The organism is Rhizobium sp. BK313 (assembly GCF_014193655.1).
Classification (GTDB): Bacteria; Pseudomonadota; Alphaproteobacteria; order Rhizobiales; family Rhizobiaceae; genus Rhizobium.
Map to the genome: position 1 here is coordinate 1,068,401 of NZ_JACHZQ010000001.1, position 18,683 is coordinate 1,087,083.

General features: G+C 56.8%; 16 protein-coding genes and 2 pseudogenes. 6 read left to right on the forward strand and 12 right to left on the reverse strand.

Annotated elements, in window-relative coordinates; genetic code table 11:
* Window positions 1–29 precede the first annotated feature (29 nt).
* The 5 genes and pseudogenes from tnpC to FHT86_RS05080 form a co-directional block, all read right to left on the reverse strand.
* A pseudogene (tnpC, locus tag FHT86_RS05060) lies at window positions 30–965 on the reverse strand (IS66 family transposase); the annotation flags it as partial.
* A 68-nt stretch (window positions 966–1,033) separates the two neighbouring features.
* Complete coding sequence (tnpB, locus tag FHT86_RS05065; RefSeq protein WP_133705789.1) at window positions 1,034–1,357, reverse strand: IS66 family insertion sequence element accessory protein TnpB; 324 nt, start codon at window positions 1,355–1,357, stop codon at window positions 1,034–1,036.
* Between the two features lie 34 nt (window positions 1,358–1,391).
* Window positions 1,392–1,778 (reverse strand): transposase, encoded by a 387-nt coding sequence (locus FHT86_RS05070; RefSeq protein WP_133705790.1) that lies wholly within the window; start codon window positions 1,776–1,778, stop codon window positions 1,392–1,394.
* Between the two features lie 79 nt (window positions 1,779–1,857).
* Window positions 1,858–1,965, reverse strand: a complete 108-nt coding sequence (locus tag FHT86_RS38805) for an NUDIX domain-containing protein (protein WP_166656756.1) — start codon at window positions 1,963–1,965, stop codon at window positions 1,858–1,860.
* A gap of 788 nt (window positions 1,966–2,753) precedes the next feature.
* Entirely contained in the window at window positions 2,754–3,323 is a 570-nt protein-coding gene (locus FHT86_RS05080; RefSeq protein WP_133705791.1) for a hypothetical protein, read from the reverse strand.
* 1,210 nt (window positions 3,324–4,533) lie between these two features.
* Between FHT86_RS05080 and FHT86_RS05085 the strand changes: the two genes are divergently transcribed.
* The 3 genes and pseudogenes from FHT86_RS05085 to FHT86_RS38405 form a co-directional block, all read left to right on the forward strand.
* Entirely contained in the window at window positions 4,534–7,275 is a 2,742-nt protein-coding gene (locus FHT86_RS05085) for a P-loop NTPase fold protein (protein ID WP_246779449.1), read from the forward strand.
* Window positions 7,276–7,676: 401 nt separating this feature from the next.
* Window positions 7,677–7,940 (forward strand): hypothetical protein, encoded by a 264-nt coding sequence (locus FHT86_RS05090; RefSeq protein WP_166656758.1) that lies wholly within the window; start codon window positions 7,677–7,679, stop codon window positions 7,938–7,940.
* A 164-nt stretch (window positions 7,941–8,104) separates the two neighbouring features.
* Window positions 8,105–8,224 (forward strand): annotated as a pseudogene (locus tag FHT86_RS38405) (flagellin); the annotation flags it as partial.
* 431 nt (window positions 8,225–8,655) lie between these two features.
* Here FHT86_RS38405 and FHT86_RS05095 read toward each other — a convergent pair.
* The gene (locus tag FHT86_RS05095) at window positions 8,656–10,362 is read right to left on the reverse strand and encodes an adenylate/guanylate cyclase domain-containing protein (protein ID WP_133705795.1); all 1,707 of its coding nucleotides are present in this window, start codon (window positions 10,360–10,362) and stop codon (window positions 8,656–8,658) included.
* Window positions 10,363–10,585: 223 nt separating this feature from the next.
* Here FHT86_RS05095 and FHT86_RS05100 point away from each other — a divergent pair, with 223 nt between their 5' ends.
* Window positions 10,586–11,071 carry a transporter gene (locus FHT86_RS05100; protein ID WP_133705796.1) on the forward strand — a complete coding sequence of 162 codons (486 nt, stop codon included), beginning with the start codon at window positions 10,586–10,588 and terminating at the stop codon, window positions 11,069–11,071.
* A gap of 44 nt (window positions 11,072–11,115) precedes the next feature.
* On the opposite strand, the gene FHT86_RS05105 is transcribed toward FHT86_RS05100, so the two are convergent.
* From FHT86_RS05105 to FHT86_RS05125, 5 genes are all read right to left on the reverse strand, one after another.
* Window positions 11,116–11,928 (reverse strand): metallophosphoesterase, encoded by an 813-nt coding sequence (locus FHT86_RS05105; protein ID WP_133705797.1) that lies wholly within the window; start codon window positions 11,926–11,928, stop codon window positions 11,116–11,118.
* A 102-nt stretch (window positions 11,929–12,030) separates the two neighbouring features.
* Window positions 12,031–13,017 carry a type IV toxin-antitoxin system AbiEi family antitoxin domain-containing protein gene (locus FHT86_RS05110; protein WP_133705798.1) on the reverse strand — a complete coding sequence of 329 codons (987 nt, stop codon included), beginning with the start codon at window positions 13,015–13,017 and terminating at the stop codon, window positions 12,031–12,033.
* Window positions 13,018–13,019: 2 nt separating this feature from the next.
* A complete protein-coding gene (locus FHT86_RS05115) occupies window positions 13,020–13,391 on the reverse strand; it encodes a hypothetical protein (RefSeq protein ID WP_133705799.1) in 372 nt (123 codons plus the stop codon).
* Between the two features lie 10 nt (window positions 13,392–13,401).
* Window positions 13,402–15,390 carry an AAA family ATPase gene (locus tag FHT86_RS05120; RefSeq protein ID WP_133705800.1) on the reverse strand — a complete coding sequence of 663 codons (1,989 nt, stop codon included), beginning with the start codon at window positions 15,388–15,390 and terminating at the stop codon, window positions 13,402–13,404.
* Window positions 15,387–15,716, reverse strand: coding sequence for a hypothetical protein (locus FHT86_RS05125; RefSeq protein WP_133705801.1), 330 nt, complete (start codon window positions 15,714–15,716; stop codon window positions 15,387–15,389). The genes FHT86_RS05120 and FHT86_RS05125 overlap by 4 nt, the downstream gene beginning before the upstream one ends.
* Before the next feature lie 236 nt (window positions 15,717–15,952).
* Here FHT86_RS05125 and FHT86_RS38810 point away from each other — a divergent pair, with 236 nt between their 5' ends.
* Both FHT86_RS38810 and FHT86_RS05135 read left to right on the forward strand, forming a co-directional pair.
* Complete coding sequence (locus FHT86_RS38810; RefSeq protein ID WP_409527583.1) at window positions 15,953–16,228, forward strand: multiprotein-bridging factor 1 family protein; 276 nt, start codon at window positions 15,953–15,955, stop codon at window positions 16,226–16,228.
* A 418-nt stretch (window positions 16,229–16,646) separates the two neighbouring features.
* Entirely contained in the window at window positions 16,647–18,377 is a 1,731-nt protein-coding gene (locus tag FHT86_RS05135) for a hypothetical protein (RefSeq protein WP_133705803.1), read from the forward strand.
* An 11-nt stretch (window positions 18,378–18,388) separates the two neighbouring features.
* On the opposite strand, the gene FHT86_RS05140 is transcribed toward FHT86_RS05135, so the two are convergent.
* Window positions 18,389–18,577 (reverse strand): hypothetical protein, encoded by a 189-nt coding sequence (locus tag FHT86_RS05140; RefSeq protein WP_246779395.1) that lies wholly within the window; start codon window positions 18,575–18,577, stop codon window positions 18,389–18,391.
* Between the last annotated feature and the right edge of the window lie 106 nt (window positions 18,578–18,683).

Here is an 18,683-nt window from a genome sequence, read left to right on the forward strand (position 1 = left end):
ACCGACGTCTTTGAGTTCCGCCTCCACCCATATCCGGCATATCCATCGACCTGAAGGACGCCCGTGAATCCTCCCAATATCCGTTCGGCGTGCTGCCCGCCGCGACCTTGAGCATAGGTGAAGGCCACACCTGGTGGAGCAGCGCCAGCCCACGGGCGGTCGTCACGAGCAAGTGCCCAGAAGTAGCCGGTCCTGGTTTTGCGGGAGCCGGGATCGAGTACCGGCGCACGGGTCTCGTCCATGAAGAGCTTGGTCGAGCGCTTCAGCTCGGCAATCAAGGCATCGAAGACAGGCCGCAGTTCGAATGCTGCCCGACCGACCCAATCGGCAAGTGTGGACCGGTCAAGATCGATGCCCTGGCGGCTCATGATCTGGGCCTGCCGGTAAAGCGGCAGATGATCGGCGTATTTGGAGACCAGCACATGCGCGATGGTTGCCTCAGTGGGCAATCCGGCGTGGATCAGTCGAGCAGTCGCTGGAGCCTGAGCAACGCCATCAGTACAGGCGCGGCAAGCGTATTTTGGGCGGCGAGTGACGATGACGCGGAACTGCGCCGGGATGACGTCCAGCCGCTCGGACACGTCCTCGCCGATGCAATGCAGGTCTCCGCCGCAAGAACAGATCGAGCTTTCTGGCTCTATGATCTCCTCGATACGAGGAAGATGGGCGGGAAGAGAGCCGCGATTCGCGGCGCGTGGTTTGGGGTGCGGCTTCCCCGGAAGGCTATCCGCTTCGTCTTCGGCATGGATGGCCGCGATGGCCGTTTCCAGGTCCTCCAGTGCGAGGTCGAACTGTTCAGGGTCGGTCTTCTCGGATTTGCGGCCGAAGGTAGCCTGCTTGAAAGCGGCGACCAGCTTCTCCAGCCTTTCGATCCGCTCGTCCTTGCGGACTTCACGCGCTTGCGCCGCGATCAGCATCGCCTTCAAAGCAGCAATATCGTCGGGAAGATCGGTGGCGTCCAACATGCTGGAAGTCTATCAAAACCAGCGTCGCTTCGCCGTCGGAATTTGCCGCCCGAGTCATCGTGCCGCAGCTATTCGATAGCGTCTGGCGCTTTCGCTTCCACAGCATGAACCCGACGCCAATCAAGGCCTGCAAACAACGCCTCGAACTGAGCATGGCCCAAGGTCATCAAGCCGTCCCTGATGCCCGGCCAAGTGAAGGTGTGTTCCTCCAGCCGCTTGTATGCCATTAATAGGCCGCTGCCATCCCAGTAGATCAGCTTCAGGCGATCCGCCTTGCGCGAGCGGAATACGTAGACCGTCCCTGTAAAAGGGTCCTTGTGCAGCTCGTTCTTGACCAGCGCCGCCAGGCCATCGTGGCCCTTGCGGAAGTCTAGCGGTTTGGTCGCCACCATGATCCCATGATCCGAACCCGGTTCGATGGAAAGATCATGCCGGAATCGCGCAGGCACGCGCGACAGCGGCGATGCGGGCGGCAGACGCGCCTTCTTCCAGGCGAATCGTGACCGAACCGATGATGATCTCGGGGCGGCCAGTTTTATTGATCAGCGGCTCCACAACGAGTGGATCGACGACCGCCGCTGCGAACTCCACCGCATCTTCGGGTGCAGGCAGGACCAACTTGCCTTGCCGCGCCATGGTTCGCCAAGTGGACAGGTGGTTCGGCTTCAGGCCATGCCGCTCTGCGACCTCATTCACCATCGCGCCTGGCCGAAGGCTCTCCGAAACGATCTGCGCCTTGACCTCGTCGGGCCAATGCCGGTGAACCTCACGTCCAGACTTCCTGGTCGTGAGAACCTCCAATGTACTCTCCATGGAGAAACTCCCGTTGCTCGTCCATGGAAAGCCGATCACAAATTAGGGCGGCGAAAACAACGTGGGAGCGGAACACCGGTTACTTTTCTCCCGTCACGACCTCTGAAACAATAAGGCTTTTAGGGCTGAGTACCCCAGTCTCTTCTCTGACCTCTCGGACACCCGCTTCCTGCCACGTCTCGCCCAATCTTCAGATCCTTTAAATTTTTCGTCGACGAGATTCACCGTCACGGACGGTGAGACGATCCATGTTGAGGGTGAGTTCTTCGGCACCAGGTTGGTGGAATTTAACGCGCCAGAGGTGTTCAGCCTGCGGTGCGAATACGAAAAGGAACTTGGCGACCGGGCTACGGCTCGGCCGAAAGCGTTGGTGGCGACAATGCCTCTTCGACTCGAGAGGGTCGCTTACGCTTGTCCGGGGCGGGAACGGAGGGCACCGAGAAATGCAACTATAGCCGTTACTGTGCAGTACTCTATGCCGGTGACCGAGATGTCAGTGACATTCTCATCGGGGAGGGGCTTGCAACACCCTTCGTCTGCAGCGGCACGTAATGTCCGGTCACTCCCCGTCCGTGGTGCAGCTAGGCGCCGCGCGGATTGGGGGGCTGGCCGATCTACCAATTCGCGGCGTATCCACACGAGATTACGATGATGGCGGCTGGCCAAGAGCGCGCCACGGACGCAGAACACGTTCACGCCGCAAGCAAAAAATCCATGAGAACCAGGACAATCCTCATAACGCTCGTTTCCTTTAGGTGTTCGCCCGGCTCGCTGTGATCGCCGCAATTGCGATTAGCGTTTCGGCGTCACGACCGTAGATCTCCTTAGCTTTCACGGGACACCCCATTCAGACCTTACTCGCAAGGGTCTTAGTTCTTGGATCCTAATATAAATCAGCGACATGCAGCACTTATTGCAATCCCTCCATTACTTCCGTCGCCAGGATTCTCGCCGGCACATCAATGGGGTATCGCCTCATTTCACAGGTTCAAACTCGCCATTGGGTGTTGATGCTCGATACCTGTTCACCGCCTTCGAAATGAAATCAAAGGCCACATCTACATTCAGTTCGGTAACTGTCCAGTCGGACGAGTACGACCAAAGTTCGGCATGATTTGAGTCATCTTCTAGTATCGCAAACTTAAGGACACCGTCCTTTAGCGAGAGCTCCCACCTAGCTTTATCGATCGCGCCGTCGCTCAGGCATCCGCACTCGTCCTCGATATCGAAGTCATCGAGCTGGAACTCGCGCAGAGCTTCAATTTTTTCGCGGGTGCTGTCCGCAATGTCGTATTCGTCGAAATCCGAAAGCGATAAGTAACCGACAGTTTCGTTGTATACCCAACGCCAACATAGCACGTATGCGCCGTTGCGTGTTCGATCCACCGGCGCATCGATCGCGACATGGGTGTAATCATCTTCATTGGCAGCGTCTCGAAACTTCTCGGCATCCGGATCGGATTTGTGGATCAGCTTATCGTATAATCCTGGTCCCACGGCCTGAACGATTTTGGCAATGTCGTCTTCGTCTAAATCCACCCACATGCTGCCATTCCAAACTGGATGCTATTATTCTTGGCTGAAAAACGGTCGGCGGCAAGTGGGGTTGCCCCATAATGACCGGACTCACGGATTTCGGTGATGTGACACTCCAGCCAGAACGAAAGCAGCCGACGCCTGGACATCTCTTAGAGGGCCACGATTAGAAGATCGGCAGGGGAGAATCCGAATTCTGCGCAATCTGCACGAACGCGATGGTAGGTTGGCATTTCGCTTAGGTCGCCGTTGCTTCAATCTCACAGCGATAAGAACTTTCCATAAATCGATCGGGTAAGCCTCGGGACATATTCATACCGGACCTGCATAGCGACACGCTGAAGATCAAGAGCAGGAATTTTCACTAACGCTAGGGTAGTTGTCGGCCCTAGTGGTCACCGCCGCGCCCAGTGAGAGAGGCGAAAACTCACCTCCGCGCTCGTTGACTGCACGGCAAGGACTCACCTGATGATTAACGGTTGCCCATGATTCTTATGTCGAGGTCTATCAGCGCGATCCGCAGGCGCCATCGCAAGGACCCGCAACGCATTGCCGACGGGCACCCACTACGGCGAAACCCTGGGAAATCGTCGCCTGTTTTCCCGATCTGTGATAGCCTCAGGTGATGGACCAGCAAGTCGACAGTCTTGAAAACACTGCCCAAGAGGCAACCGGTAGGCCGCTAGATGCCGACGCGTTGGGCGTTCTCAGATTGGCGTCCTATCTCGGAAGTGTCAGCCCGGGATATTCACCTGACGATCCTCCTGTGACTTGGTCCGGCGTACTTGGCGCTCTGCTTACTGCGAGCGATCCAGCAGGCCGCTGGCTCCGTTGGGGCGAACAGCGTGGCTTGTTCGCCACTACATCGTCTCTCGTTCCTGATCTGCATTTGCGTGCAGCGGCCCTCGACGCTGTCGATTCTGGAGAGACGCTGGTTTCAGGTCCCGATGGCTGGTTGTCAACCTCAGTTAGGGATCAGCTCCGAATAACAGCTGGGATCGCCGCTTCCAGCGCCGTTGACACTTCGTTACCTGCGCCAAGTGCCGCTGAGGAACTGCCACCAATAGGCACTGCCCACTTGCTAGCAAGCTTCTTGCTCGTTCCAACGGGACAGCATGGCAATGGGATCGTTGATTCTGTGAAGAGTTATGCAGCAAAATTCGTCGAGGACGAGTGGCACCTTTTCTCGCCTAGCGACACCCATTTTTCGCCCGAGGTGATGCGGCACTTCCCAGCGCCGACCAGCGCCTGGGAAGGTGTGGACGACAAATGCAGGAGAGCGGTCGACTCAGAGGATAGCTACAGTCAGAGACCTACGAGCCCATTAGGGCGGCCAGCGCTAGCCATTCTTCCACGTCTCGCCCGCGCCTCCGCATTGCTCGCCGGGGATCCGATTTTCGATTGGTTCCAGAATTCCTTTGGCGATATCGCCAAGGCCGACTTGCCCGAGGGGTTGGTTTCTCGCTCGATTGCGTTAGGATGTCACACTCTCCTCGAGCGTGCGCGAGCGCTAGCCGCGGCAACGAGCCCAGGACGGCAAGTCGAGCTTCGACACATCATCGGAGCGGCCTTGGCACCCGACGAGGCAGCACTGCCGCCGTCAGTGCACCGACTGCCGCCACCGCGCGGAAGCGATACCCCGTCTGCTTGGGCTGATGCGCGCGCTCAGTTTTTGACTCTGGTGCAGCATCACCATCAGGATGACCGATACCCGGAATGGGTCCGCCTGGTCTTCGGCGAAAGCATTGTGACACCCCTCATTACCGACGACAGGTCACCTCATACCGACCTTCTCGGATTTCTGCGGTACGCGTCGGCCTTTGCGAGCGTGATCGCTGACAGGGAGGTCCGACCGCCACTCGCAATCGGCCTCTTCGGCCTTTGGGGCAGCGGCAAGTCAACCATGATCGATATGATCGGAGATTCGCTCGAGGCAATCGCCAAGCGCGCGAGCGTTGAGGAGTCGCCTCGCTTCTGCAGGGGGATCGTGCGGATTACGTTCAACGCTTGGCACTACGCCGAAACGACGCTTTGGGCGTCTTTGTTTGTGCGTATTCTTGAGGAACTCAGCACGCATCTGGCGGAGCGGCAGGCTGGCACCCCTCTGCCCGGTTCGCCAGCCGAAAAAGCTCAGGAGCGTGCGCGCGTGCGCATCGATCTTGATGCAGCCATCGCCAAGCAGCGCCTCGCAGAGCAGGCGCTAAGTGAAGCTCAAGGCAAGGCAATTATTGCGAGTGCGGCCCGAGACGAGGCCCTGCGCAGCGAGGCAGAAGCGCGCGCCATCGCCGAATCGGCTGAGCTCGCGCGAGCCGCCGCTGTTAAAGCTGATGTCGCTGTCGCTGAGCGCATCCGTGGTGCCGTTGCTCTCGCTGGCGATGCTGCGACGCTGCTTGTAGCGTTCGGAATTCCTGCGCCGCGCGTGATCGCGGGTCAACCTGGTGAAGACCTCGTCAAACAACTTGGTGCAACCAAAGACAAACTGGTTGCTGCGAGCGCGCGGATCGAGGCGATCAAAGGGCCGATTGCACGCCTCACCGCAGTCGTTGGTTGGGAATCACGGACGCGCAAATCGCTGCTGTTCGCCGGTGCCATCGCCGCGGTTTTCGCAGTGCTTCTTGTGCTTCTCTATTTCCTCCACCTACCGGAGGCGATCGCCGGGACATTCCTGACCACACTCGCGAGTCTTGGCTGGCTGTGGACGCGATTAGGGCCGCTTTGGGACCGCTTGCAGGACGCGCTGGCGCGGGCACCTGCGGTCATCAACCAACTGGGGGACGCTTCCGAGCAAGTCGAGGCTCGCATCAAGGCACGGAAGGACGCGGATACAATCGCGACGCAGAAAGAGAAGGCGGCGAGGGACGAAGGAATCAAGGAGACGACAAAGAAGGCCACCGAAAAAGCGAAGAAGGCCGCTGAAGACGCTGAAAAGGCAGAAGCGGAGGCGATCAGCGCACGTAAAGACCTCGAAAACGCTCGTGTCGACGTGGTCACACTTGAGTCGAAAGTGGCGGCACTTGCGCCAGCTCGATTGCTGGCGGCGTTTGTCACTTCCAGGGCGACTAGTATCGACTACACACAGCATCTGGGCCTGCCGACACGCATTCGCCGCGACCTCGAGGAGCTTGAGGCCCATCTCGTTGAAGTCGCCAAGGATCCGAAGTCGCCGCGTCGGGTCGATCGCATTGTCTTGTTCATCGATGATCTAGACCGTTGCTCATCGAAGGTGGTCGTCGCCGTGCTCGAAGCGGTCCACATCCTGCTTGCATCCGATCTCTTCGTCGTGGTGGTGGGGGTCGACGTCCGCTGGCTAAAACGCTCCTTGCAAGAGCATTTTCTTATGCGGTCGGGCGACACCCATTTCGATCCGGAGGAATACCTTGAGAAGATATTCCAGGTTCCCTTCTGGGTGCCGTCAATGAGCACTAAGGGCCGCGAGGCATTGCTCAATGCAGCGTTGCCGACGGCGGCTACCGGTACATCGGGAACAGGCGGAGTCGCGCAGCATGGTGCGGGCCAGTCCGCTGGTGTCAGCCCGAACCAAACGCCGACCGGTAGCGGATCGACGCCACCCCCCATCATTCAGCTGCCGAACGCGGAACCCGTTACCCTTTCCAAGGAAGAGCGAGCCATGATTGTTCGCTGGGGGACAATCGCGGGCGAGACCCCTCGGCGGCTCAAACGGTTCGCTCGATCTTATTTGATCCTGCGTGCTTCACTCCCACGTGAAGGGCGGGAGGCGCTGCTCTCTATCCGCGACTACGATTCGATTGGACGAATCCTCGCCTTGGGTTCAGCGGCCCCGCATATCTGGCCGCTCGAAAGACCGTCCGAGGAGTCCGACGCCGCGGTTTGGGATCGCTTCTTTGGCATCGGAACGGAGCCGCCTCCGCACGGCAATCTCCGTCGCTGGGTTCCAGAGATTGCCCGCTTCGGATTCGCCGAGCCGCGGGTGATTCCATGAGGTCTCGATAGTCGGCGCCATGTCATGCTCATGCCCTTTGCCCAGGACGAGGAGGTCGCCGCTACGCGGAATATGGAAACCACAATATACACAGCGCCAGCCGCCGGCATTCATCGTCAGCGTTGTCGAAGCATTGGTGCAGGGACCATATTTCAACGGTTTCTGTCATGGGTCTGCGATCGCAACCAGCGTGATTGATCCACACCGCGCCGTCGCCTCAACGGTCGGTGCTGATAGGAATGGTATCACTGGGGATGATCTCCAAGCATTCGACCAAACCCGTGGTGCGGCGTTACGAACGCCACCGCTTTTCTGCCGACCTTGCCCCTTTCTGAGGTTCAGGCTCGCTATGGCCGTCTCGCTCGTAAAGGCACGGATGTACAGGCATGTATCGGCTTTGCTTGCCGGAGCTGGCGGAGAAGACCCGCGGGGTGCTCATCATGGTGGATGCGGCATGCCAGAGGGTTATCGCGCAGGTCGACGATCCGAACACAGACATTGATCATATCGAAATGGGCAAGGCGTTCGCCGCGCTGGCTTCCCAGTTGACGGAGACAGACAAGGAATTGGCATCGTGCGCGCTTCCTGGCGCCGATCGGAGATCTTCGCTCGAATTTCCGATATTCTCGATGCCGGCATTTGACTATCGCTCAGCGGATGGCTAGCTCATCGAGCGCTATGGCCGCTATGTCTCGAGCTTTGACGAGCTCTCACAACGATTGCTGCCTGACTCCGAAAATCAGGCCACGTGCAGAGGCCGAGGCAAGGGCTTAGCCGGCCGTCGGCGCTCGTAATGCGAGTCTCGCGTAGGCGTCTGATTGGCAAGCATGATATGGAAGACGAATCCTCTAAGCTCTCAGCGCAGCAAACGTAGCAACAATTGGCCATCCAATCGCTCTCGATCGCAAACTCAGCGCCAAAGAACGTTCTAAGCCTATTCCAGCAATGACCCGCCAATAGGTTTCGATGAGAAATAGCCTATTGCTATTCCCGCCGGCGGCCATGACGCGCCCGGCAGCTTCGCGCCCCCCTGTCGGCCGTTGAAGCAGACCTTGCACCTGCCGGAAGGCAGACATTGTCTAGTTTGAAGGTAACGGCATCTTTGCGCCGCCGATGGCGGAAGTAAGCGTGGTCGCCTTCATGTCTCGACGAAGCTGCTTAAATGTTTCGCAAAGCATCCGGTCTTCATTCTGGGCTACGGGGTCATCGCCACCATGATGCAAGGCGGTCCAGCCGAAAAGTCATGCGAGACTCGAGCTTGTTGACGCGTTTTGTGGAGCGTCTGAAGAAGCTTGGCACTGCGATCCAGACCGCCGTTCTCGCGCAGCGCATATCCATTGATCAAGTCCTCGAACGCGTCGGGATTGTCCCCACCCGCTGTCACATCTCCGGCAGGCCAGCCTTTCGGAAGCCGTCGACAAAGTGGTCTCGTACAGATGCATCGCGCAGCGGCTGGGAGCTGAGCCAATGGCCGATCGTGAAATGAGGGTGGGCGATCAGGAACAATTCTGCTTCTTGCCGGGCCTCCTCACGGTGGCCCAACTGTGCAAGCGTAGCAGCCAGAAATTTGCGTGAGTTGGTGCGATACGTCTCTTTCCTGCGGAGCGTAGCGGTTGCCGCCTCATAGTCATGCGCGGCGTATTGCGCCTGCCCAAGATGACAAAGATACCAGCAGGCTGGGTAGGGATTTAGCCGCAAAGCCTTTTCGATCTGCGCTAGTCCGTCGGCAACCCTGCCGTCCAGCACGGACAAGTCCGACATGGCGGCCCAAGTGTCGGCGTGGTTGGGGTCCAGCTCCAGGGCCTTGGCGAAGGCGGCCTCCGATTCCTCCCATCGCCCCTCATAAGCCAAAATGGTCCCCAGAACGTAACGGCAGCCGGCATCGTTGGGATCTAGGTCGACCGAATTCTGTGCGAACGTCGCCGCCATCCGACGGTTAGGATCTTCGGGCTCGCCGAAATGAGTCCAGGCAAGCCAACGGTTATAGGCGAGCAGACCGAGCGCCTCGGCATATGATGGCTCGAGCTTAACGGCCCGTTGGAGCAGCATATAGGCCTCACGCTCAGTTTGCGGCGACTCTTCCGTAAGGAGGCGGGCGCGCACACACAGATCGTATGCCTCAAAGTTCTTCGGTCGATTGCGCTGCGTCGGGATGATCAGCCGGCCGACGAGGGCTTCAACAATCTTGGCGTTAACTTCATCCTGTAACTGGAAAACATCTTCCACCGTCCTGTCAAACCGGTCGGCCCACAAGTGCCGGCCGCCAAGCGCGTCGACCAATTGGGCATTGATGCGGACACGGCCCATTGCGCGTCTGGCGCTCCCCTCGAGGACATAGCGGACGCCGAGTTCCTGGGCGACCAGCCGTACGTCGACCGGCTTGCCTTTGTAGCCGTACACGGAATTGCGCGCGATGACGAACAGGCCAGCCGTACGGGAAAGGTCGGTGATCAGGTCTTCGGTCAAGCCGTCGACGAAATGCGCGTCCGCTTCATCCCCACTCATATTCGTGAACGGCAATACAGCGATCGAGGGACATTCGGGCAGCGGCAATATGCTCTGCAGCGCATCCGGCCAATGCCACACGTGGACCGGGCGAGTCAGGTTCTTTAGGTAGCGTTCTCCTGCATCAAAGAACCGGTCGCTAATCTTGCCGACGATCTCGCCGTGAACACTGGCTGAAATGCAGATGCCTCCCGGTGCGGCCTGCGTCTGGAGGCGCGCCGCGACATTGACGCCGTCGCCGAGGACGTCTGAACCGTCGTCAATGACATCTCCCAGATTGACGCCAACACGCAAAAGCAGGTGCCGGTCTCCGGAAGCCTCAACAGCAGTGGTGGGCCGTTGCATTTCCAACGCTGCTGCGACCGCGTCCACCGCGCTACAGAATTCGATTAAGAATCCGTCGCCCATGACCTTGAAGATGCGACCGTTGTGGCGCATCACAGCCGGCTCGATAACGCCAGAACGGAGTTCCCTAAGGTTCGTCAGCGTTGCGACTTCATCAGCCTCCATCAGGCGTGAATATCCCACCACATCGGCAACGACGATGGCGGCAAGGCGACGCTGAAGAGATTGATCCGTCATGTGAGGACAAGCCTAACGACCGAGTTAGCAAGTTATTGTTCAACCGCGGGTGAGTCAACAAGTGGTAAGAGGTAATGTCCAGACGATCTCCACCTCGAGCCGTCATTTTTCTTTGTGACCGACGGCGTCGAGGTGGACGACACGGAAATGAGTATGTACTGAAAGCGGTCGGTTCTTGAACGTCTGGTGATGGTCGGCGAGCGGGGCGTCGGCGGAAGTGCCCATGACCTATCTCACTGGCAACATACCGGTTGGCAGCTACGACCCGAATTCGCTTGCGAGCATCGGCATCGGCCACGCCGCGATCGATGCCGGGGGTGCATACACCAATCTGAACACCAAAACCGGCACGGAGTTTTCGGCGACCCTCGGACTCACCAAGAATTTTAGGAATCCATCGACCGACTCCACGAACGGGCTTGACCTGCACGTAGACCTTGCCGCCAGCCAGTTTCTCACGAAACAATTCTTCGTCGGTGTCGTCGGCTACCACTACCAGCAGCTCACCGCCGACCAAGGAGAGGCCGCCCGTCTCGGTTCCAACAAGTCGCGCCCGAGTGGAATCGGGCCGCAGATTGGTTACAATTTCAACTTGGGCGGCCGACAAATCTACGCCAAACTGCGGGCCTATTTCGAGTTCGACTCCTACCGCAGGCTCGAAGGTCACGCCATTTTCGCGACAATCAATATCCCGCTGTCCAAACCGTAGGGGCTGATCCTTCTATACCTTTCGCACGGTGTGCTGGGCGCCGCTCACAGATCGATAACGAAATCAGTCTGAAATCCGCCCGTCTCACGTTGTGCCTCCCAGCCTTGCGGATTGCAGATGATCCGCGTCCCACCGAACATGTAATCGCGGAATTTATGAATATGACCATGGATCCAAAGGTGCGGCTTTCTCTCCTCAATGAGGGAAGACAGGTCGCTAGCGAACGCCGCCCCACTTGCCTCGCCATAGAAATCCGGGTCCATTGATTGCATGAGTGGCGCATGATGGGTGAGGATGACCGTGCGGCCCTCAATTGGTTTTGAAAGTTCATTCGCGATATAGCGACGACTGTCATTGTGGCGCGCAAGGATTTCTTGGATCGTGACCAAGCCCGTCTCCCCCGGGCGGCGCTCGTCCGATCGATAGATCTTTTGGTAGTCGAGCAATAAATACGGCACGAGACCGAACGCCTTGCGCTGCCGCCTCCAGGCAGGGACACTCTCGTCCAACCCCACCGACACGGCATAATCGGTCCACAACGTCGCGCCGATGATGCGCACGTCTCCAATCGTCATCGTCTCGTTTTCCAGCAGCCGAATGCGGGTGCCTTCCGTTAGGCTGCGGGCTTGCTCAAGCGCATGGTCGATGCTGCTTCCAAAATAATCGTGATTGCCCAGAACCAAGATGACCGGCATACGCGGTTCGATCTCGCGGCGCAGGAAGCTGATGCTGTCCAGAATGTGGTCGCAAACGTCGCCAGCGCAGATGCATACATCGGCTTCAGGAATTCGCAAGCAACGACCCCAGTGACGTTGCATTGGATAAAAGTGAATATCGCTGATGATCCAGGCTCGCATTGGCCGGTCCTTTCGAGTGCAAGGAATTCTCGCGCCGGAGACGCGTCGCCGGGCGGTGCTGTTTTCACGTTTTTGTGGAATGCTTCGGGTTCGAGACAGCCGCTAGGCGCTATTGAACGCGACACGAATAATTCGTTCCATGCTGTCCAGAATCTTGTTGTAGGCCATTGGGTCGAGACGCCAGAGATCCTCTCGCATTTCGGTGTCCGGGTCATCGTCAGGCGAGAATTCCTTGTTCATTTGAAGGTATGCCCTCCAAAGCCGGTCTCCCGTTAGCTCGAAAGTAACACGTCTTACGAAACTGTCCGCCTCAGTCACGAGGTCGGTGGCTGCGTGAGGCAATGGCCCTATACGGTTTGCCGACGATGATTGGCCAATCATGTCGGTCGAGCCCGCGCTTTCCTCGCCGAGGTCGATTTTGTCGATGTTTAGGTATTTGAGCCATGTGTGTTCAGCCTTCTCCGCGAAATCCAGAAAGAGCCGGTTCACTTTCGACGATTTGCTAGCCCGAAGGAGCCCCTGAACCTTGGCCGGGCGGAGATTGTTCAGAAGCTCCATGATCTCGCGCGCTTCAATCAGCTCTTCGTCGGTAACAGCAACATAAAGGAATTCCATTATCGCTCGCGCCGGAGAAGAAGCTTTGATTGTGAAATTCCCGCGATCGATGTCAATCAGTTCAAGATCCGGGGGAAGGAAGGAGGTTCGATGGAGATGGATGTCGGAGCCCCAGTCTATAGTCCTCGCCCATCTCGGCAGTTCGACATTTTCTGGCGCGAACAGTGTCACCTGCAATCGCGAGAGTTCAAGGAATTGCGCCTTTCCATGAATCGCAAGCGCTGTACGGCCGCCGACGTGGACCGGAAGCCTGGCATTCGCTTGCAGGCCGTAGAGCATTCCGTCCCAACGCACTTTGCTCAGATAGCGTGTCAGGACGCCACGATCGATTGTCTCTAACCAGCCATCTTTCCGGTATTGACGCAACAGTGCCGGGCTGTAGCCTTTTTCTTCGAGCCAACTTGAAAGGACGACAATGTCATGCGGCACATTGTCTAATAGCCATCGTAGTTTTTTGTTGGGGTCTCGCGTCATGTTCAACGCACCTCACAATCATCGCAACGCATCCGCCAGGTCATGCCAGCCTTAACCGATCGCCATGGGCCGCCGCAGCTTTCACACTGTCCATGAGCTTCGTCGTCTGCTTGCGCACAGATGGAGGCAGCTGCATTTCTAATAGCCCGGGTGGCCGCGACCTCGTCGACGTTGGTGTCAATTAGAAGGCCTCCGTCGACTGCCGCGACGTGTGTGATGGAAATCGAAACCAGATTGCTAAGCCCAAGAGCTGCAAGTTTGTTGGCCGCGTTCTGAATGATATGAAACCATCCATTTCCGGCAACGATGGCAACATCCGAAGGAATTGTGCTGCCGACCGAGTGACGAAGACGATATTCGTGTGCGAAATCCATCGTCCAATCCTCACGGGTACTTGTGGGTTTTGTAGCCGTCCGAGCGACGGAAGAAGACTTTGACCCGATGGGCATCCATCTTCGTGGTGCGCATCAACTCATTCGCCATCTGGCGCAACGCGCTGTCGCAGTCCTCAAGGATTTTACGAGCTTCTTTCAGCTGTTCGTGGAGAAGCAGATTCACCTCAATTTGAAGTTCTTTATCAAGATGAAGATCCGCGGCCGTGAGGCGGTCGACCTGGATTAGGGATTTTGCGAAACCGAATCTTGCCACATATTCAAAAGCTGCAAGATTCGCGCGATGAAGATCGCTTCCGTCGGTCCCTCCGGAGGTCGTCGACCGGCTGCCGAAAAGCAATTCTTCTGCGGCAATTCCCGCAAGCATCACCCTGATATCGCCAAGGAATTCTTCGTCGGCTCGAAGGAATTTCATTGACGATGGCTCGACGTCGGTGAAGCCCCAGATATCGCTACGATCAGCCGGATCATAGGTCGTCCGGATTTTGACTTCGCGCACGTGTCGGCCAAGGGCGCAAGCAACCATCGCATGACCGGCCTCGTGGACGGCAATCCGATGCAGGTGCTCTTTTTTGAGCTTTTGTGGACTCGGCAGCCTGACCAGGAGGTCAGCAATGCTTTCCTGGGTTCGACCATCCTTTCGTGCCGTCTGCCTGGCCTGACGGACAAATTCGTCGAGCGAGGCTCGCGGCCAATTCTGCAGCCGCGCGGCCAGCTCACGAAGCCCGGGCTCTCCGGCCAGGTGAGGGCTCATGAAGGAAAGGATTTCCAAGCGCTCTTCAGCGTCCGGATGATCGAGCCTGATCTGCTTTTCCAATCGGCCGGACCGCAGCAGGGCAGGGTCCAACGCAGCTGGATAGTTGGTGGCGGCGATGATAAAGACGCCCTCGCGCGAAATGCTGCCGTCGATCGCCGCGAGGAAGGCGTTCACGACCTGCGTGCTGTAATTCGCGTACTCATGCGCAAATGTATTCCGATCGCCGAAACTGTCGGCCTCGTCGACGAAGAGCAGTGTCGGCGCATTTTCCCTCGCTCGTTTAAAGTCGGCGAGCATCGCCTTCAAGGTGTCACCAAGATGCCCTCGGCCTTGCCACTCCGCCAGTGATCGAGGAAGGAAGTTCATGCCTGCTGTATTCGCGATGATCTGGGCGAAGCGTGTCTTTCCGGAGCCACTTGGGCCGTAGAGCAGGACGCCCCGATCCAGCTCGCGCCAGCTGATTGCGCCAGCTTTCCATCGTTCGAAATCCTGCAAGAATTCGACCGCCCACTCTCTCGCTTTGCCGAAGCCTGGGACCTCGTCCAGAGTCAGGAATTCAATGGCAGACGAGTCCGCCTGCAGAGCCTCCGGCTCCGCCGCCGTGATTGCGCGACTTCGCTCTATTGCTCGCCTTGGAGAGCGGCCTAATCGGAAGACGGCGTTGATGATCGCGGGCGGCTGACCGCGTAAATAGTTGATGTCATCGTTCGTAAGGGGAGAAAACTTGTAGACGCGCCGTAACGATCGCATCGCTCGATCGCTGAAAAGATCGAGCTCGATATCGTGAGTAACGCAAACGCTAAGCGCGTCGGGAAGATCTGCGTCCACTCGCGCTATTGCGATGGGATGCATCTTTCCAAGGTGTGAAGCAAGATCACTTTCGTCGACAGCAAATCTATCGCCTTCGACCTTGAACACCGTGTAGACGGGATGGGTGCCGCCAAAGTGCCTCCCTTCAATCCCGAGGATGTCTTCGGCGATGCCGACGAATGGAAGTGGATCGCATACCTTTGGTATACGAAGGACCATCACCGTTGAGGTTTCTACAGCTCGCCGATAGACGTCAACGATGGCGGCCGCCATCGCGATAAACGCCGCAAACCGAAAGGGCGATCTGCTGGCATACCTGATCATGAGTTGCTTGCTGACTCTGATTGATGGCGTAGTTTTCCGTTCGGTGAGCGCGGCGATGAAATCCATGACGTCCTCGTTTTCATCGCTCATGGGAATACCACCCTTACCGCAGCTTCCTCAGGAAGCGGGATGTCGAGCATATACCAACGCGAAAGCGTGCGGACGAAACGGCGGTTCTCACTCACGTAGAAGATTTCGCTTGTGCGAGCGAGGTGACCATCACGAATGTTGGGATGCCCAGTCGTCCGTCCGTCCAGGCACGGGATAATTCGAACGTCGATGGCATAGTCGCTTAAGGCGGCGAAATCCTTTGGCGTGAACTCACAATTGCTATCCCAGACGGCCTGTAAATCGACCGCCAGTGACTGAACGCGTGGAAGGATTCCTTCTAGCTGCCCACGTACCCAAGGTTTCATCATTTTCTCCATGATGCGCGGTGTTTGCACGAGAAGTCGGAGCGAATCCTTCGAGGAATCACGACGAATCCTTGTCTGAAAAGTCTGAAGCGCTGAATTTTTCTCTAAGGTAAAATCATCGATTCTGTCTCTGGAGTCAACATAGTGTCCCTCGAAGACACAATAATCCTTTGAAAGACAGATGTTCAACTCAGTGTTGACATTTCCACACGAGCCTTCTTCATCGCTCCATGTCGATGATTATCAGTGGCGAAATAGTGCGCGCCGCACGTGGTATGCTTGGCCTCCAACAGAAGGAGATTGCCGAGCTCGCGGGGGTGCATCCGAAGGCCGTTGCGCGACTTGAAATGGGCGAGCTTGCTCACGTTAGCACGGAAGTGACCAACAAGATCATTCGCGCGCTCGAAGACAAAGGTCTCGAATTTACACCTGCGACGGTATCATACGGGGCAGGGGTTCGATGGAGATCGTCAGCTGGAAACCCAAATCGAACAGATAAGGCCAACGGATAGCGTTAGCACGTGTGTCGACCGATTTTGATGGTGCATATGCGCCCAAATTCCTGACTGCTCAGCTGGCCGCAGCCATAACACCTCCTCGAACCATTCTTACTGAGCGGTCGGCTCAAACCGACTGACCAAGTCCGATCGTTGGTTGCAATGCGAATTTGGTGGTCTCCGATCAAAGAAGCGATTCGCATTCTTGTTTTTGTTTTGACCATTTCTCCGCGTCCTTAAGACCCCTGAGCCGTCTTCCAGAGACGCACTCTGTCCGCAACAGCTATGGGTTGACTCGTTTCAAAAATACATCCTCATTGAGGGTGTTTTGGCAGCCGCGACCGCGACCTTGACTCCGATTTTGAGCTGGATCGCCGCCAGTCGAAGTAGCGACGGACGAACGTCCGAGAAAGTTTGAGGAGGGTGGACTCGTATGGACAACATGACGGCCCAGGAAAACACGTCTGCGTTTGAGCCCTATGAATATGGTAGCCTCGCGCTGCCGGTGCACCCACTGCCTGGGGAAGGTTTGGCGGATCTTCTGTTCAGGGCGGTGGAATATAACGGCTTCCACGCGGTTAACATCGTCGACAAACTTATGCGACGGACTGGAAATTCGATCTGGTCTCACTTTTCATTCGCGAAGCATGAGTTTGACGCAGGTCAGGTTGCACACGCACTCGGGATTAACGAGAGTTATATCAGTCCTCTCATCTATCGGAAAAATAACGGCGCGATCAATTTCTTTGGCGCGAATATTTCACCTTCAAACCTGAGCAGCCGCAGGCGTGTATCGCCGCTATATCTCCGCGAACACTGCTATCAAAAGGCTATATGGTCGCTACGCTGTTTCCCCTGTGATCCGGTTAACCGCGAGACGTTGCTCGAAGAGTGCCCAGAATGCCGCTCCCCGTTGATTTTCAAATACACCGCCGGGGTCTCAACCTGCTCACGCTGTGGTGCCAATCTCTGCGATTTCCCACAGACCAAGATCGAGCTACCCGACGAGTTTTCTTTTCAGTTCGTGCAATCCCTGGTCGATCCGGACCAAACAGCTCGCGAAGCACGGGGTTGGCGGCTACACGAGGATTTGCGATCGTTCTCGCGTGGGGCGCTATTCACTCTTATTATTGAGCTCGCAAAATTACTCGACTTTGAACAGAGACCAGAGTGGCAAGGGGCAGACTTTCTGGCGAGCAGGCACTACAGCGTCTCCCTTGAAGCGCTCGTCGAAGCTTCGGGAGCGCTTCTAAATTGGCCGGGTCGGTTTTTCGAGTTGTCCGCAATTACCGAGCACACAAAGAAGTATACGAATAAGCAGTGGGTCCACCCCTTAACGCGTGGGATTCCCAAGTACCACAAAGATCTCAAAGTGTTTCTTCAAAGAGAGCTAACCGAGCACTTTTGCTCCGGCATTCGGAGACATTACAGGTTCTCTTCCGAGAAAGAATTCCAATCCGTGACCTACTTTTTTCCTCCTGCTGTTAGGGCGCAAGCTAACGCAATCGGACTACCGGTGGGTGAAGTACTCGGTTTGTACAAATTAGGTACAATCTGGTGTCCTGATGACAAGTTGCGCCGAGGTTTGGGTGCAACAGGAGTCGCGCCTGTTGTTGACCCGAAGGAGTTCCAAAGCAGTCTGGAGGAATGGGCTGTAGGGAGACCCGTTGTTGAGATCGTTCAAGCATCCAGAACCTCACGTCATCCGTGGGCTATTGTCTTTGATGCAGTTTTCAGAGGAGACGTTCAGGTAACAATTAAGCGCTCAGATCGTAAGCCATTCGCAAAGTGCTTATACACCACTGATGAAACCGCGGTCACTGCCTTGTGTCAGGCACAGACAAATGAAATCGATCCAGAAACGGAAGTGACATGGCGAGACGTATTATTTTATCTGCGCATCACAAATGGCTCAATCCCACCACTGCAAAATGCGGGTCTTCTCCCAGCAGGCAAGTTTCGAATGAGAAATGTTTGGGAGTTACAGGAGCGCTTTATCTCGATTGCTGAAATTAGATCGCGCTTGTTGGTATCCGACCGCCGCTTGGCGACCGCTTCGATTATGAAATCCATTGGCCGCCTGGGGTTGAAACCGATCGTTCCGGGAGTGGGTATCTTCGATCGAAAAGGAGGAGAGGCCTTCGTAAGCGACATGCTTATTTGATGAGATGGAGCCTATCGAATCGGAAAAAATTCCTTACCAGAATCAGCAATATCTTCCGCCCATACCGAAAGCATACGATCCGGGGGCAGGCCGCGGGCGTTGACATCGTCGATCAAATGCGCCGGAAAGCGCGTCGCAATGTCATCGAGCGTGTGCTGCGCCGTGCGCTGAATTTCGCGGGCGCGCAGGAGATTGAACAACCGAGATGCCTCGCGAAGTGTTGTGCCAGCCATGGTAGTTGCTCCTTTTCGGCTGCCGGTATCAATTTCGTTAGGACTAATATGGTGCTTCGTTGACATTCAGACA